This window comes from Streptacidiphilus sp. BW17, assembly GCF_041262485.1.
GTDB lineage: Bacteria > Actinomycetota > Actinomycetes > Streptomycetales > Streptomycetaceae > Streptacidiphilus.
On the sequence record NZ_JBGCCR010000031.1, the window covers coordinates 20,685 to 33,359 of the forward strand.

Here is a 12,675-nt window from a genome sequence, read left to right on the forward strand (position 1 = left end):
AAGACCTTTAGGCGGGCTGGAGTTCAACGAAGGCGCAGCGCGGGCCGCGGGTCGGTCACCGCACGGGGTGACTACTTCCTCCGGATCCGGGAACCCAACACCCCGATGGCGGTGCCGCGCCGTCGCGCGTCAGAGGAGGGCCCGTGACCGACTTCGACATCGAACCGCACCTGCACCAATGGCGGATCGACCCGTACGAGTACCGGCGGCACGAGCAACGGCGCGGACGCCGCCACGCGTTCACCCACCTCGACCCGCAGCGCACCGCGCTGGTGGTGGTCGACATGGTGCCGTTCTTCGACGGGTCCTACTTCCGTGGCGTCGTGCCCCAGGTCAACCGGCTCGCCGACGAGCTGCGCGAGGCGGGCGGCAGCGTGGTGTGGGTGCTGCCCGGTGAGGGCGGCGCGCTGCCGGTCCGCGAGGAGTTCTACGGACCCGTCGCCGCCGAGAATTTCCGCACCTCCGGCGGCACCGGCCCACTGCCCGAACGCCTCTGGCCCGACCTGGCCGTGGACGAGAAGCGCGACGTGCTGATGGAGAAGACGGCGACCAGCGCGCTCTTCCCGGGCAGCAGCGAACTCGGCGCGCTGCTGCGACAACGCGAGATCACCACCGTCGTGCTCTGCGGCACCGTCACCGGCGTGTGTGTGGAGGGCACCGCCCGCGACGCGGCCCAGCTGGGCTACCGGGTGATCATGGTCGCCGACGCCTGCGCGGGCGGCACCGACGAGGCCCACAACGCCAGCCTCCGCGTGGTCTACCGCAGCTTCGGCGACGTCCGCCCCACGGCCGAGGTCGTCGACCTGATCCGTGACGGGGCCGTCGAGTCCGGGGCCGCCTTCGACACTGTGCGGCCATGAGCAACGAACCGCCACAGCCCCGGGTGCACTGGAACAATGCGCGCCTCAGCAGCCACCACGACGCGTCCGTGCGCGTCGGAGTGGTCGCCCTGCCCATCGTGATGATCATCGCCGGGATCCACGGCCCCAGCGCGGTCCCCGCGGTCTTCGGCGAGATCTGGCTGCCGTTCTCCCTCTGGTTCGTGGTCATCAAGCCACGCCTGCCCAAGAGGCAACGCAAGACGTACACACGGCCGTGGTGAGAGGTCACCGTCTGAACTTGTTCCCTGACACCTGAACGGCCCCGCCCTCTACGCTGAGCAGCGTCGAGCTGCAACAGATCGTGAGGCGAGGCCATGTCCACAGATGCTGCCACCCCCGACCCGAGCCAGACGCCTCTGGCGTTCGGCCAGCGTCTGAAGATCCTGCGCACACGCCGAGGGATGACCCGGGAGGTCCTCGCCGGCCTTCTCGGCAGGAGCACGGAGTGGGTCAAGGCCCTTGAGAACGGACGGCTGCAGGTTCCCCGCTTCGACACCGTCCTGGCCATCGCCGAGGCCCTCCGAGTACGGGATCTGGCTGATCTGACTGGCCGTCATGTGGCAGACCAAGGCTTGTTCGTCGGCCCCGGGCACCCGCGTCTCGCTGCCGTTGCGGCGGCGGTGAACGCGATGCCTGCGCTGAGTAACCGACCCGCGCCACCCACCGCGCACGTCCGTGCGCGCCTGGACGCGGCGTGGAAGGCCCGTCACAGCGCTCCGAACCACCGGGAGAGGATCGGCGCGCTGCTTCCCGATCTGATCCTTGACGCACAGCTCGCGTCCCGGCATGCCGCCGCTCCGACAGAGCGCCGCGCCGCGCAGGCTGTGCTGGCGGAGGTGTATGCGCTCACGCAGTTCTTCGTCGCCTACCAACCCGACTCCGCGCTGCTGTGGCGGGTCGCGGAGCGCGGCATGGTCGCCGCCCAGGAGTCGGAGGACCCACACGCAATCGGCGTGTCCGCATGGCTCCTCGCCCAAGCCCACCGCGACAGCGGACCTGACCGTTTCGAAGCAGCGGACAGCATCACGATGGACGTCCTCACCTATCTGCAGCCGCTCCTGCCGGACGCCGCCGATTCGGTGCTCTCGATCGCCGGGGCTCTGCAGTTCGAGGCGGGATACACAGCGGCGAGGCGCGGGGACAACCCACGTGCGTGGTCGTTCTGGGACCAGGCGCGGAAGACCGCGGAACGTCTGCCTGCCGACTACTACGACCCCATCACCTCGTTCTCCAGGGCCATCATGGGTGCCCACGCCACAACAGTCGCGGTCGAGTTGCACGCGGGCGGAGAGAGCGTGCGTCAGGCCGCCCGTAGCGAGGCCACGGTGATCCCCTCCCGGCCGCGACGTGCGCGGCACCGGATCGAGCAGGCGCGCGCCTACCATCTCGACGGCCAGCCCGACACCGCCCTCACAATCCTGGACCAGGCCTTCGAGGCAGCGCCCGAGACGATCCGCTACAACGGCTATGCGAAGCGGATCATCCTGGAGAGTGTGGAGGCACCGGCGCCCGACCGGCGTCGTCGCGCGTCCGAACTGGCGACGAAGGTCGGTCTGCTCGCCGGATAGGCATACGGCGGATCTTCACAAACGAGGGGGTACGGGCCGTACCCCCTCCGTTCCCCGGCCGGGCGCACCCTCGGATCATGAACGCGACCCAAGGGCCGGTTCCGGCCGAGTACGAGCCGATCGCTGGGCCTCCCGGCCGGATCGAGCTGACGAGTGCCCAACTCCACGGGCGGGCATGCGTGGTGTGCGGCAGCGAGCGCGACAGCCTGACGGCGGCCGGACACGCGTACACCTGCACGGGCGACGGCGGCCGATTGGGCTGGCCGGTGAAGGCCTGTGCTCGGCACGTCCGTCGGCTCGACGGCGGGGAGACGGCGGCGTGAACACACGTGTGGAACCTGACCGTGACGGCATGTACCTGGTCGTCGTCGACGGCACCGTGCTGCAGGGCGAGTACGGGCGGCCGTTGCGGTTCGAGTCCGCGAACGAGGCTGAGCAGATGCTGGAGCGCCACCGGGAACTCTTCGGCATCCGAAGGTCACCCGCACCCCTGCATCACACGCCGCTGACCTGCGGTGATGCCGCACATCACCGTGTCAGTGGCCGTGTCAGCGGCGTGACAGAGGCGTGTCAGGGCCGCTCGGGATCGTAGTCGGCATGAGGAACACGGTGATCGCAGCCTCGGGGCTGCAGAAGACCTACGGGGACAAGATCGTTCTCGACGGCGTCGACTTCGACGTCGAGGCGGGGTCGGTCTTCTCGATGCTCGGCCCGAACGGGGCCGGGAAGACGACGACGGTCAACATCCTGACGACGCTGACGAAGGCCGACGCGGGCGGCGCGCGCGTCGGCGGGCACGACGTGGTGACAGCGACCAGGGAAGTGCGCAAGGTCATCGGCGTGACCGGCCAGTTCGCCGCTGTGGACGAGCTGCTGACGGGTCGTGAGAACCTGCGGATGATGGCGGACCTGAAGCGGATCCGCTCCGCCGAGAAGGTCGTCGCGGGCCTGCTGGAGCGGTTCGACCTGGTGGAGTCGGCCGACAAGATGGCGTCGACCTACTCGGGCGGCATGCGCCGCAAGCTGGACCTGGCGATGACGCTGGTCGGCAACCCGCAGATCATCTTCCTGGACGAGCCGACCACGGGTCTAGACCCGCGCAGCCGGCGCACCATGTGGGACATCGTCCGCGAGCTGGTGGCCGAGGGCACCACCATCTTCCTCACCACGCAGTACCTGGAGGAGGCCGACCAGTTGGCCGACCGGATCGCGGTGCTGGACCAGGGCCGGATCGTCGCCCAGGGCACGCCGCTGGAGCTCAAGCGGCAGATCCCCGGCACCCACGTCCGGCTCCGCTTCGCCGACGCCCGGACGCTGGACACCGCGGCCGGGTTCCTGCCCGAATCGACGCGGGACGACCAGGAGTTGACGCTGCGCGTACCGAGCGACGGCGGATCCCGGTCGCTGCGGGCCCTGTTGGACCGGCTCGACGAACACGCGGTCAACGCCGAGGAGTTCTCGGTGCACACCCCGGACCTGGACGACGTCTTCTTCGCCCTGACCGGCCGCGCGAACCCCAGCAGCAGCACCTCGACCACCACCTCGACCACCACCACGGAGGCGATCGCACGATGAGCACGCTCTCGGTTTCCCTCGGCGACTCGGCGATCATGCTGCGCCGGAACTTCAAGCACACGGTCCGGAACCCCGCCACGGTCTTCCAGGCGGTGCTGTTTCCAGTCGTGATGATGTTCATGTTCGTCTATGTCTTCGGTGACGCCTTCAACGTCGGTGGGAAGTACGTCGACTACGCGGTGCCGGGTCTGATCGTGATGGCCCTCAGCTACGGCATGGGGCCGACCGCGACAGCCGTGAACGACGACATGACGAAGGGCATCATCAACCGCTTCAGGACCATGGACGTCTCCCACGGCGCGGTGCTGACCGGGCATGTCGTCGCAACGACAGTGCGCGGCCTGATCGCTGACGCGGTCATCGTCGGCGTCGGCTTCGCGATGGGGTTCCGCTCGGACGCGACTGCCCTCGACTGGCTCGGCGTCGTCGGGCTGTCGCTGCTGCTCGGCTTCGCGGCCAGCTGGCTCACGGTCGCCATGGGCCTGGCCGCGAAGTCCCCCGAGTCGGCGGGCATGGGCACCGTGCCGCTGATCATGCTGCCGTTCCTCAGCAGCGCGTTCGTGCCCGCCGCCAAGATGGGCCCCGGCATCCGGCAGTTCGCTGAGTACCAGCCCTTCACGCCGATCATCGAGACTCTGCGCGGGCTGCTGTCGGGAGGCCACGTGGCGACCGGCACCACGATCCAGGCCCTCGCATGGTGCATCGGGCTGGCCCTCGTCGGGTACCTGTGGGCGGTCTCCACCTTCAGGAAGCGAGCCTGACGTCAGCTGGCCAGCACAGCCTCGACCAGCCGGGACCACTCGGTCTGCGTCCCCTGCTGAACCGCCTCGGCGAACTCCGGTTCGCCGAGGCGGTTCCGCGCGGTCCGTTCGATCCGGGCCGCGTCCGGATTCGACCGGTCCGTAAGGCCGCGCACGGCCGCGCTCGCCGCAAGCAGCTTCGCTGCCTGTTCCGGCTGGTCGCGGCGGAGCGCGTAGTCCGCGACGCCGACGAGCACCTGCCCGATCAGCAAGGCGTGTCCCGCCTCGGCCGCCGCCGCGCAGGCCGCCGCACGGTGCGCCCGTGCCTCGCCGAGGTCACCGAGATCACCGACCAGGTAGCCGAGCATGTCGTGCCTCAGCGCCCGGATCTGCACAAGCTCGGCATCCTCGCCCAACAGCACCAGGGCGACGTCCAGTTGGCTGCGAGCGTCATCGGCAGCCCCGCCCCACCGGGCCAGCTCCGCCTTCGCGAGGGCCAGTTCGGCCAGTGCGTTCGGCCAGGTCACCTGCTCCGCCCACCGCTGGGCCTCGGCGAGGGCGGCGGCGACAGCCTCCTCCTCGCCCAGCAGCCAGTACAACTTGGCCTGGAGCGAGCGCATCCGGATGAGGTCCTCGGTGGCGCCGAGCTCGGTGACGACGGCGATCGCCTCCTCGTAGAGATCGCACGCGGCAGCGAACTCCCCGCGGGTGGCGATCCGGTCCGCCAGCTCGGACAGCGCGAACGAGATCCCGAACCGCTCGCCGATGGCCCGGAACTCGGCGAGGGCCGCCTCCAGGTATGCCTCCGCCTCGGATCCGCCCTCGCCGAGCAGGATCCGGGTCTTGCCGAGATGCAGCCGGGCGAGGGCCCGCACCCAGGGGTCCTCCTCCTCCAGCAGCGGCTCCCAGGCCGACAGCAGCTGGTCGGGTCCCTGGAGCAGGCGCTCCATTGCGACGACGAGCGCCAGCAACGGGTAGCCGCCCCGGCCGCGCAGGCTCAACCGGGACGCCTCGTGGATCCACTCCGCAGCCTCCTGCGCGTCGCCGCGCCCGGAGCTCACGAACAGCACGACCAGGCCGTACACCATGGCCCGGACCTCGTCGGTCACCTCGCCGGGCGCACCGGCGGCGGCGGTGATCAGCTCCATGCCCTCGGTGCGCTGCCCGCTGAGCCACCAGTACCAGCCGGCGCCCGCCGCGAGCCGCATCGCCGCCTGCGCCTCACCGGCCGCGAGCGCACCGCGCATCGCCGAACCGATGTTGTCGTGCTCCGCCTCCAGCACGGCCAGCCACTCCAGTTGTTCGGCACGACGCAGATGCGGGTCCGCGGTCTCGGTGAGCTCGGTGACGTAGGCGAGATGCGCCTGCCGCGCCGACTCCGCCTCACCCGCCTCGGCGAGCCGGTGCCCCGCGTACTCCTTGATCGTGCCGAGCATGCGGTAGCGCGGAACCGCGCCGCCCGCCGTGACCAGCAGCGACTTCTCGGTCAGCGCGGTGAGCAGGTCGAGCACCTCCGCCTGCTCGACCCCGTTCTGTTCGACCCCATATTGTTCGCCCCCGTCGCCCCCGTCGCCCCCGTCGCCCGCGCAGACGCGCTCGGCGGCCTCCAGGCTCGCGCCACCCGCGAAGACCGAGAGCCGCCGCAGCACCGCGCGTTCGGCCTCGGTGAGCAGCTCCCAGCTCCAGTCGACCACCGCGCGCAGCGTCCGGTGATGCGGCAGGGCGGTGCGGCTGCCACCGGTCAGCAGCCGGAACCGGTCGTCGAGCCGGTTGGCGAGCTGCTCGACGGACATCGTCCGCAGCCGGGCCGCGGCCAGTTCGATCGCCAGCGGCATACCGTCCAGCGCCCGGCAGACGCGCGCCATCGTCGCGACGGTCGCCGGCGTCCGGGCGTCGACGGCGCTGGCGGCAGTGACGGCGCTGACGGCACTGACGGCGAGGTCCCGGCGCACCGCCCCGGCCCGGTCCTGCAACAGCCGGACGGCGGGCGAGGCCGCGATCTCGGCCGCGTCCGCGTCGGCGTCCGGCAGGGCCAGCGGCTCGACCGGGAACAGCGCCTCCCCGGTGATGCCGAGCGGTTCCCGGCTGGTCGCCAGGATTCGCAGGCGCCGGCACTCGCCGAGTACCCGATGGGCGAAGACCGCGGCGGGCTCGATCACGTGCTCGCAGTTGTCCAGGATCAGCAGCGCCTCGCGCTCGCGGATCGCCGTGATCAGACGCTCCGTCAGATCCGCCGCGTTCGGCGTGTCGCCGAGCAGGGTGTCGCGCAGACCGAGCCCCGAGAGCGTCGCCTGCGCGACGTCGCCGTCCGGGCCGATCGGGGCGAGCTCCACCAGCCAGGCGCCGTCCGGCAGTTCGCCGAGCATGGTGCGTGCGGTCTCCCCGGCGAGCCGGGTCTTGCCCGAACCACCGGGCCCGATCAGGGTGGTGAGCCGGTGCCCGCCGAGGAGCTCGCGGACGGCGACGACGTCGGCGTCCTTGCCGACGTAACTGGTCAGCTCCGCACGGAGGTTGGTGCGACGGGCCTCCGGCTCCCCGGGCCGGCCCGACTCCCCGCGCGTGGCGTCACGCACCTCACCCAACTCACGCACCTCACGCAGCCCATGCAACTCCCCGCGCAGCAGCGCGACATGGAGCGCGGACAGCTCCGGCGAGGGGTCGACGCCCAGCTCGTCCACCAGCGCCTCGCGGGCGCGCTGGAACGCCTGCAGCGCCTCGCTGTCGCGACCGGCCGCGACGAGCGCCCGCATCAGCGCGGCGACCAGCCGCTCGCGGACCGGATGCGCGGCCACCAGGTCGCTCAGCTCGGTGACCAGCGCCGCGCCGCGTCCCAGGGCGACCTCCGCGTCGAGCCGCTCCTCCGTGGCGGTCAGGCGCAGCGCTTCGAGCCGGGCGACGGCCGCGTCGAACGCGGCGCTGTCCTGCAGCCCCACGTCCTGCAGCGCCGCGCCGCGCCACAGGTCGAGCGCCTCGCGGAGCAGCGGCACGTGACGGGAGCCGTCCTCGGTGCGGGCCTCGCTCGCCCCGCGCACCCGGCTCGCCCCGCTCGGGCGGCTTGCCTGACTGGCGCTGACCAGCCGCTCGAACCGCACGGCGTCGACGGCGTCGGGCGCCACCGTCAACCGGTAGCCGTCCGGCTGCCCCTCGACCGCACCCTCCGGCAGCACCTTCCGCAGCCGGGAGACCAGGCGTTGCAGCGCGTTGGTGGCGTCGGCGGGCGGGTACTCGCCCCAGATCCAGTCGACGAGCGTCGCCTTCGGCACCACGTGCCCCGGCTTGAGCGCGAGGGCGACCAGCAGTCCCCGCAACCGCGCGCCCGGCACGTCGGCCAGGCCGCCGTCGTCCGTGTGAACCTCCAGTGGGCCCAGCATCCCGATCTGCACCCGGCGATTTTGCCACGGGCGCGGATCAAGGAGGGAGCGTGCGGAGACGACGATCGGGCGGGGCGCTCACCCTACGTTTACGGTGGCCCCTTAAGGTGAGCGGATGACTTCTCCCGCTCGTCACGCCCGTTCGGTCACCGCTGCCGCCGGTGTCCAGGGCGCCGCTCTACGTGTCCCCGGGATCGTCGCCGCTTTCTGGATCGTCAAGGGACTGTCCACCGCCATGGGTGAGGCGACCTCGGACTACCTGGTCGGGGCCATGGTGCCGCAGATAGCGGTGGGGATCGGCTTCGTCGCGTTCGTCGTCGCGCTGGCGTTCCAGTTCCGGATGCGCCGCTACTGGGCGTGGACGTACTGGTTCTCCGTCGCCATGGTGGGCATCTTCGGCACGATGGCCGCTGATGTGATGCACGTCGCGCTCGGCGTGCCGTACACCCTCTCCAGTGCGCTGTACGCGGTGCTGCTGTTCCTGGTCTTCTTCGTGTGGAAGCGCACCGAGGGCACCCTGTCGATCCACAGCATCGACAACCCGCGGCGCGAGGCGTTCTACTGGGCGACGGTCGTGGCCACCTTCGCCATGGGCACCGCGCTCGGCGACTTCACCGCCTTCACGCTGCACCTGGGGTACTTCACCTCGGCGGGTATCTTCGCGGCGCTGATCCTGGTCCCGGCCCTCGGCTACCGCTTCCTGAACTGGAACCCGGTCGCCTGCTTCTGGGCCGCCTACGTGATCACCCGGCCGCTGGGCGCGTCCCTGGCCGACGGCTTCGGCAAGCCCACCGCAACCGGCGGCCTGGGCTTCGGCGACGGCCCGGTGGCGCTGGCGCTCGCCGCGCTGATCGTGGTGGGCGTCGCGTACCTGGCCGTCACCAAGGTCGACGTCCAGAGCACGCCGGAGCCCGAGCTGGAGCGGGAGCACGTCTCGGCGTACTGACTCGGTCGACGCCAGGGGCCCCTCTCCGCAGCAGCGGTGAGGGGCCCCTTGGCTTTTTCGTGGCCCTTGGCGCTTTGGCCTTTTGGCTCGGGCGTTTTGTGGCCCCGGCGCGACGGGGGTACGCGCCGGGGCCGCCCGCAGGCTGCTCAGCTCAGCCTCGTCCCCGACGGTAGGCAACCCTCCATGAGCCGGGCTCGACGGGGCCTAAAGTCCCGGCAGCGTCTCCTGCTGCTCGCCGCGCGGCGGTTCGAGGAGGCGGATCTCGGTGCAGACGGGGCCGTGACCGCGCGCCCGGCTCGCGGGGTCGCGGAGCGGGCGACCGCATCCCGAGCAGCGGACGAGCTTCTCGCCGGACGCGTCGGCGTCGACGTCGGTCAGGCCGTCCAGTCCGGTCAGGCCAGTCAGTCCGGGCAGCAGGGGATCGGTCACGGTGCCAGCGTAGGGGCCGGCACGGCCCGTGGTTCCGGATGCCGTCGCACCAGGGCGGGCGCAGGCTGGATGGGTGTACGGCTACGCCAGGAGGTGGGCACCATGCAGACCATCGTCGGCTGGCACATCGAGATGGAGTTCGAAGAGGTCGACCGCAAGACCCGGGCCGCCGCCATGCTGAGACTCCCCGACGGCACGGAGCTGCGGGCACGCGGTCACGCGACCCGGCACGAGAACGACCCCGAGCAACTGCGCGTCGGTGAGGAGACCGCGGCGGCCCGCGCGCTCAACGCGCTCGCGAGCGAACTGCTGATGAAGGCGGGCACCGACCTCAAGGAGTGACGGATCCGGCCCCGCTCTCCGGGAAGGCCTGCGGGAAGGCCTGCGGAAAGAGCTGCTGGAGGGCCCGGACGGTGGCCGCGCTGTCGACGTGGTGCAGCCCACGGATGCCCAGGCGCGCCGCACCGTTGAGGTTCTGCTCCAGGTCGTCGATCAGCACGCAGTCCTCCGGCGCGACGCCCAGCCGCTCGCAGGCGATCGTGTAGATCCGGCGTCCCGGCTTGCGTTCGCCCACCTCGCTGGAGATGACCGCGACGTCGCAGAGCGCCGGAAGGTCGACGTCTCGGTACAGATCGTCGCCGAGGGCGTTGGACACCAGCGCCACCGGCACCCCCGCCGCGTGCAGGCGGCGGATCGCGTCCACCATCCGCGTGTCCGGACGGATGTCCGCGCTCAGCGCGGCCAGCAGGCCGTCCGGCGCGACGTCCGTACCACGCCCCCGCAGCCCCTTGGCGAGCGCCTGCTCGAACTCCGCCTGCGGCACGCGTCCGCGTTCGTGCTCGACAAGGGCGCGGGAGACGTCCTCGTCCTCCCGGAAGAGCCGCTCCACCGCGTGCGGGTCGCCGGTGACGCGCGCGGAGAAGGCCCGGAACGAGGCGAAGATGTCGGTGGTGAGCACCCCGCCGAAGTCCGTCAGCACAGCCTTGGGGAGCGGGTCGTTGAAGAGAGTTGACGTCACGTCAGCGCCTCCGGCTCCAGGGGCGGGAAGGCCGGGGCACGGTGTTCGAGGTAGCTGGCGACGCCCTCGCGCACGTCCGGGCGCTGGAAGCCCTCCAGCATCAGCGCGTCCGCCTCAGCCACGGAGGCGGCGAAGCTGCTGTCCAGGCTGCGCTGCACCTGCTGCTTGATCACGCTCATCGACCACGGGGAACAGTTCTCCGCCAGGTCCGTCGCGTAGGCGACGGCGGCGTCCAGCAGCTGGTCCGGCTCGGCGACGAAGTCCACCAGGCCCATCGCCAGGGCCTCCTGGCCGCGCACGACCCGGCTGGAGAGCAGCAGGTCCGTCGCCCGGCTCACCCCGACCAGGCGTGGCAGCAGCCAGGCGATGCCGTACTCGGCGATCAGTCCGCGACGCGCGAACGCCGTGGTGAACTTGGCCTCGGGCGTAGCGAAGCGGATGTCGCAGTAGAGCGCCTGGACCAGGCCGAGCCCGGCCGCCGCGCCGTTGACCGCGGCGATCAGCGGCTTGCGCAGCGTGAGCGGACGGGTGCGCGGGCGACTGCGGGCGGGGATCCGCGCGAGCGTCTCCGCGTCCGCGTTCCCGGCGGCCTCGAGGTCCTCCAGGTCGGCGCCGGCGCAGAAGCCGCGCCCGGCTCCGGTCACCACGACGGCGCGGACGCCGGGGTCGGCCTCCGCCTGGTCGAGCAGGTCGAAGTAGCGGTCCTCCAGGGCGTAGGTCCAGGCGTTGAGCCGCTCCGGGCGGTTCAACGTCAGGACGAGGACCGAGCCGCGGCGCTCGGCGAGCACCGTCGCGGCGGCGAGTGAGGTCTCCATGACGCGTCCTCCCGAAGGCTCAGGCGTTGCCGGCTGCGGCGTTTCGGGCTTCGGCGTTTCGGTACTTGGCCAGCTCCTGCTTGGCGATCGCCGCCTTGTGTACCTCGTCCGGGCCGTCGGCGATCCGCAGCGTGCGCAGGTGGGCGTAGGCGCTGGCGAGCGGGAAGTCGTCGGTGACCCCGGCGGCGCCGAAGACCTGGATGGCCCGGTCGACGATCTTGAGCGCGACGTTGGGCGCGGCCACCTTGATGGCGGCGATCTCGGTGCGGGCGGCCTTGTTGCCGACGGTGTCCATCATCCAGGCTGCCTTCAGGGTCAGCAGCCGGATCTGCTCGATATCGATGCGCGCCTCGGCGATCCAGTCCTGGATGTTGCCGCGCTCGGCGATCGGCTTCCCGAAGGTGGTCCGGGACAGGGCGCGGCGGCACAGCAGCTCCAGGGCCCGCTCGGCCATGCCGATGGCGCGCATGCAGTGGTGGATGCGCCCCGGACCGAGCCGGGCCTGGCTGATGGCGAAGCCCTCGCCCTCGCCCTTGAGCACGTCGGTGAGCGGCACGCGCACGTTCTCGAAGGTGATCTCCGCGTGGCCCTCGCGGTCCTGGTAGCCGAAGACCGGCAGGCCGCGCAGTACGGTGACGCCGGGGGCGTCGATCGGGACGACCATCATCGACTGCTGGCGGTGGCGCTGCGCGGTCGGGTCGGTCTTGCCCATCACGATCATGACGGTGCAGTTGGCGTGCAGCGCGTTGGAGGCGAACCACTTGCGGCCGTTGAGGACGTAGTGGTCGCCGTCGCGCTCCATCCGCAGCTCGATGTTGGTGGCATCGGAGCTGGCGACGGCCGGCTCCGTCATCGCGAAGGCGGAGCGGATGGTGCCGTCCAGCAGCGGCCGCAGGTACTTCTCCTGGTGCTCCTCGGTGCCGAAGAGCGTCAGCACCTCCATGTTGCCGGTGTCGGGCGCCGCGCAGTTGGTCGCCTCCGGCGCGAGGTGGGCGCTGCGGCCCATGATCTCGGCGAGCGGCGCGTACTCCAGGTTGGTCAGGCCCGCGCCCCACTTCGGGTCCGGGTGGAAGAGGTTCCACAGACCCCGGCGGCGCGCCTCGGCCTTGAGCTCCTCCAGCACCGGCGGCTGCGCGTGCGGGTCGCCCGCCGCACGCATCTGCTCCTCGTAGACCGCCTCGGCGGGGTAGACGTGCGTGTCCATGAAGTCCAGCAGCTCGGCCTGGTACTTCTGGGCGCGCTCCGACAGCTCGAACAGGGACATGACGGGCTCCTGCCAGGAGGTTCGGGCCGCCGCCAGGTCATGGGCGACCGGATACGTTCCCTGTATAG

The 12,675-nt window shown here is 71.3% G+C and carries 14 protein-coding genes; 9 read left to right on the forward strand and 5 right to left on the reverse strand.

Going from position 1 to position 12,675, the window contains the following annotated elements; all coding sequences use genetic code 11:
- The first annotated feature begins 143 nt into the window (after positions 1-143).
- From ABH940_RS28985 to ABH940_RS29015, 7 genes are all read left to right on the forward strand, one after another.
- Positions 144-860 carry an isochorismatase family protein gene (locus ABH940_RS28985; RefSeq protein WP_370106601.1) on the forward strand — a complete coding sequence of 239 codons (717 nt, stop codon included), beginning with the start codon at positions 144-146 and terminating at the stop codon, positions 858-860.
- Positions 857-1,102, forward strand: a complete 246-nt coding sequence (locus ABH940_RS28990; protein ID WP_370106602.1) for a hypothetical protein — start codon at positions 857-859, stop codon at positions 1,100-1,102. Before ABH940_RS28985 ends, ABH940_RS28990 begins: the two co-directional genes overlap by 4 nt.
- Before the next feature lie 93 nt (positions 1,103-1,195).
- Positions 1,196-2,449 carry a helix-turn-helix domain-containing protein gene (locus tag ABH940_RS28995; protein ID WP_370106603.1) on the forward strand — a complete coding sequence of 418 codons (1,254 nt, stop codon included), beginning with the start codon at positions 1,196-1,198 and terminating at the stop codon, positions 2,447-2,449.
- A 77-nt stretch (positions 2,450-2,526) separates the two neighbouring features.
- A complete protein-coding gene (locus tag ABH940_RS29000) occupies positions 2,527-2,772 on the forward strand; it encodes a hypothetical protein (protein ID WP_370106604.1) in 246 nt (81 codons plus the stop codon).
- A gap of 29 nt (positions 2,773-2,801) precedes the next feature.
- Positions 2,802-3,041, forward strand: a complete 240-nt coding sequence (locus tag ABH940_RS29005; protein ID WP_370106605.1) for a hypothetical protein — start codon at positions 2,802-2,804, stop codon at positions 3,039-3,041.
- 5 nt (positions 3,042-3,046) lie between these two features.
- Positions 3,047-4,024 carry an ATP-binding cassette domain-containing protein gene (locus tag ABH940_RS29010; protein WP_370106606.1) on the forward strand — a complete coding sequence of 326 codons (978 nt, stop codon included), beginning with the start codon at positions 3,047-3,049 and terminating at the stop codon, positions 4,022-4,024.
- Positions 4,021-4,785 carry an ABC transporter permease gene (locus tag ABH940_RS29015; RefSeq protein WP_370106607.1) on the forward strand — a complete coding sequence of 255 codons (765 nt, stop codon included), beginning with the start codon at positions 4,021-4,023 and terminating at the stop codon, positions 4,783-4,785. Before ABH940_RS29010 ends, ABH940_RS29015 begins: the two co-directional genes overlap by 4 nt.
- A gap of 2 nt (positions 4,786-4,787) precedes the next feature.
- Here the strand turns inward: ABH940_RS29015 and ABH940_RS29020 are convergent, their stop codons facing one another.
- Positions 4,788-8,147: a BTAD domain-containing putative transcriptional regulator gene (locus ABH940_RS29020; RefSeq protein WP_370106608.1), complete on the reverse strand. Its 3,360-nt coding sequence runs from the start codon at positions 8,145-8,147 to the stop codon at positions 4,788-4,790.
- Positions 8,148-8,250: 103 nt separating this feature from the next.
- On the opposite strand from ABH940_RS29020, the gene ABH940_RS29025 reads away from it, so the two are divergent.
- Entirely contained in the window at positions 8,251-9,081 is an 831-nt protein-coding gene (locus ABH940_RS29025; protein ID WP_370106609.1) for a hypothetical protein, read from the forward strand.
- A 204-nt stretch (positions 9,082-9,285) separates the two neighbouring features.
- Here ABH940_RS29025 and ABH940_RS29030 read toward each other — a convergent pair whose 3' ends face one another.
- Positions 9,286-9,510 (reverse strand): DUF6011 domain-containing protein, encoded by a 225-nt coding sequence (locus ABH940_RS29030; RefSeq protein ID WP_370106610.1) that lies wholly within the window; start codon positions 9,508-9,510, stop codon positions 9,286-9,288.
- 102 nt (positions 9,511-9,612) lie between these two features.
- Here ABH940_RS29030 and ABH940_RS29035 point away from each other — a divergent pair, with 102 nt between their 5' ends.
- Positions 9,613-9,852 (forward strand): dsRBD fold-containing protein, encoded by a 240-nt coding sequence (locus tag ABH940_RS29035; protein WP_370071723.1) that lies wholly within the window; start codon positions 9,613-9,615, stop codon positions 9,850-9,852.
- Here the strand turns inward: ABH940_RS29035 and ABH940_RS29040 are convergent.
- Genes ABH940_RS29040 through ABH940_RS29050 form a run of 3 tightly spaced genes read right to left on the reverse strand, consistent with a single transcriptional unit; the run spans position 9,842 to position 12,607 of the window.
- Positions 9,842-10,528 (reverse strand): HAD family hydrolase, encoded by a 687-nt coding sequence (locus tag ABH940_RS29040; protein WP_370106611.1) that lies wholly within the window; start codon positions 10,526-10,528, stop codon positions 9,842-9,844. The genes ABH940_RS29035 and ABH940_RS29040 overlap by 11 nt on opposite strands.
- Positions 10,525-11,343, reverse strand: coding sequence for an enoyl-CoA hydratase-related protein (locus tag ABH940_RS29045; RefSeq protein WP_370071721.1), 819 nt, complete (start codon positions 11,341-11,343; stop codon positions 10,525-10,527). The genes ABH940_RS29040 and ABH940_RS29045 overlap by 4 nt, the downstream gene beginning before the upstream one ends.
- Positions 11,344-11,362: 19 nt before the next feature.
- Complete coding sequence (locus ABH940_RS29050; protein ID WP_370106612.1) at positions 11,363-12,607, reverse strand: acyl-CoA dehydrogenase family protein; 1,245 nt, start codon at positions 12,605-12,607, stop codon at positions 11,363-11,365.
- Positions 12,608-12,675 lie beyond the last annotated feature (68 nt).